The organism is Pelagibaculum spongiae, assembly GCF_003097315.1.
Taxonomy (GTDB): domain Bacteria; phylum Pseudomonadota; class Gammaproteobacteria; order Enterobacterales; family Pelagibaculaceae; genus Pelagibaculum; species Pelagibaculum spongiae.
This window is the reverse complement of sequence record NZ_QDDL01000019.1, coordinates 1-2,870: the sequence shown is the minus strand read 5'-3', so window position 1 is coordinate 2,870 and position 2,870 is coordinate 1. Positions and strand designations below refer to the sequence as shown.

The window sequence follows — 2,870 nt, the reverse complement described above, 5'->3', positions numbered from 1 at the left end:
CTTTTTAGAAGCGGAATGCTGATGCGCTATTCTGAGCAAAAAACATTGATAATCAGGTGTGTTAATAGCAGTTTAATGCGGCGTTTAAGTGGTATTCTGAAAGAGGTGCTTAAATTCGGGAAAATATAAAAAAACCTGTCAAGCGATTTTTATATTAAATTGTGCTGAATGGTTACAATATAACTAACAATTAAAAATATCAAATTAATATCGTAATGTATCGCAAAATTAATTAGGCTGGCGTGCAATATTACCTGTTATTATGTTCCTTTTTTTTTTATTGAAAGTCCAGCTCAATCTGCTAGGTTTATATAAGCTGAAAACTTTTGCGCTCAGGCAAGGTTCACTAACAACGATGTCAGCAATTAATTCAGATAAGTTAATTTTTTGACAGTGAGTCAGTTCTAATAAGGAATTGGTTTTTAGTGGGCTTTTTAATCAATCGATAAGTGTAGTTGCAGCATGAAAGCGATGGGTTGGCACGTAAATAGTTTTACTGTTGTTGGGAGTTTTTTTATTTATTCTCAATATATTAAGGAAAAAAGGCTGCAGTGTTGAATTTGAATTAAAGCACCACGATAGCAAAAGAAATGAATGCTTAAAAATTAAAGGATTAGCCGGTAAGAGACAATGTCTCACAAAATTGCTGCCCTCGTGTTTATCGTAGGAGCTACGGCTGAATATCGAATTCAATCCTGACGAGGAATAACAGGGGACGCCTTAATTTAACTCTTGCAGAGGAATAAGCACGATGAAAAACCTACTATTGTTTTTAACAATTGGATTCCTAACTATAGGATGCGCTAATTACGCGTACGCGGATGTTGATCGGGTTGATCAAGTTGATTCAGCAAGGGACGGATCTATTGTTGCGCTAGCGATTAGAACTCAAGAAGAATTCAGTAATGCTATTAATGGAAGTTTGAGCTCTTGGTATGTTGAAAACACGCTAACAGGCAATATTCTACAGTTTAATCGCGTATGTGAAAGTGCAGAAGGCCTTGTTTTATCTATCACTGGAGCACTGGATGAAGCTGATACTTATTTTAGTGACAATACTTGGAAAGCTGTATTCTGGCATGGTGATCGCTGTATTAACACCCGAACTGATTTCGTAACTGGTGCTGGTATTGCGGGCTTACAAACCAGAATATCGGAATATTTCTTATACACAGATGCAACTAACTTTAGAGCATCGCCTGGAGCTACTAAGCAGAATGCCATCACTACTGGTGCTGGTCTTTTAGCTGCTATGAACCTAGGCCTTAGCAACACTTACTTTGTTGAGCAACCTTCAACTGGCGCTATTCTTAGATTAGAAAGAGTTTGTGGAGCTATTGTACACGTTACTGGTTCAGCTAACGACGGAACTCAGGATCTTATTGTAGGTCAAGATGGTTCTGTATCAGGTATCACATGGTATAACGGTCGTTGTGGAAACTCCCACAGTCTATGGATTTCAAGTGACTTACAATCTCAGATCGCTGGTTACCTAAACTGGACACAAGCTGTTAACTTTGGAAACGCAGTTCGTAGAGCTATCTATCCACATGATGGATCTACTCCTGCTAAAGCTGTAGAAACGTACGCAGAGTTTGAAGCTGTCAAAGGAAATGACACAATCTACATTAAAGACACTACAACTGGGGATATTATCGCATTCCGATCAGTATGTAATGCGAATGGAGGTTATGTCTATGATGTGCAAGGAGCTAATAGAGTTGACACTGTTTTCGACTTTAGAGCAGACTGGGTAGCAGGTATTAGTAACTGGCACAGGGGTGAAGGAACTAAATGCTGGGGTGGTTATGACTATAGCAGCTCTGCAAACGGAACTTCAGGTTTACAAGCCAGAATCCAAGCATATCTTAATCACACAGAAGCTACAAACTACAGTCATCTTGATAGAGACGGATCTAGACCTTCAAAGGCTGTCAGAACATACGCTCAGTTTGAAGCTGCTCAAGCAAATAACATAATCTATGCTGAAAACGTGGATACGGGTGACATCATTGCGTTCCAGAAAGTATGTCAAGGTATAAATAGCCACGTTAACACTTACGACGTTGTTGGTGCTGGTCAAGGTGAGGATTTAAGATCCCTATTTAACTTTGATGCAGACTCTGTGGCGGCTGTTTACTCTCAGGCGCAGTATGGTATTACACATTGCGACACACACTATCAATACCACCAGCAAGTTTTCAGAGATGCAGGTTTACAAGCCAGAATCCAAGTATACATTCAGCATACAAATGCTGATAACTTCGGACGCTAGATGTTAACATATCATTAACAACAAGAATCGGGATGGGGCTAGCAATAGCCCTTATCCTTGATTTCATTCAATAAAAAAAGGAGTGAGTGATAAAGAGAATCCTAATTATTACGTAGACGGAGCGGCATACTCCAGAGGTGTTGCATGGAATTACCCAAGCGATGGAAGTTTTGGACCTGCCTATAGCTCCACCTGTGCCAACTTCAATAAACTTTTAGAAGCTGGAGTTATCGGTATTTTTCAAGGTAGTTGTCTCTTTTTAAATTAATTTATACCCACCCTTTCTCTTTCTGGGTTTAAAGCGACTTCACTTATATGGCTCCAATCCCTGGTCGTAATAATAACTAATAATAACGCCACCCAAAATATTATTTATACCTGTCAAAAAACATTTAATTTCTCATCTAAAAATAAAATAATAACGCCACCCAAAATATTATTTATACCTTATTTATACCTGTCAAAAAAAAACAATAACGCCACCCAAGATATTATTTATACCTGTCAAAAAACATTTGATTTCTCATTCAGTTGCCATTGATTTAATCTTTGTTAACCGTTGATTTTTGCAGGAGCGGCACTTGAAAAAGTTGTC

General features: G+C 38.4%; 1 protein-coding gene. It reads left to right on the top strand.

Annotation, left to right across the window (positions count from 1 at the left end):
- Positions 1-751: 751 nt before the first annotated feature.
- The gene (locus DC094_RS21795; RefSeq protein WP_116689242.1) at positions 752-2,275 is read left to right on the top strand and encodes a hypothetical protein; all 1,524 of its coding nucleotides are present in this window, start codon (positions 752-754) and stop codon (positions 2,273-2,275) included.
- Positions 2,276-2,870: the final 595 nt, after the last annotated feature.

Bases quoted from the DNA above. Each gene is read 5' to 3' on its own strand.
- DC094_RS21795 (WP_116689242.1), top strand. From the start codon at position 752: ATGAAAAACCTACTATTGTTTTTAACAATTGGATTCCTAACTATAGGA.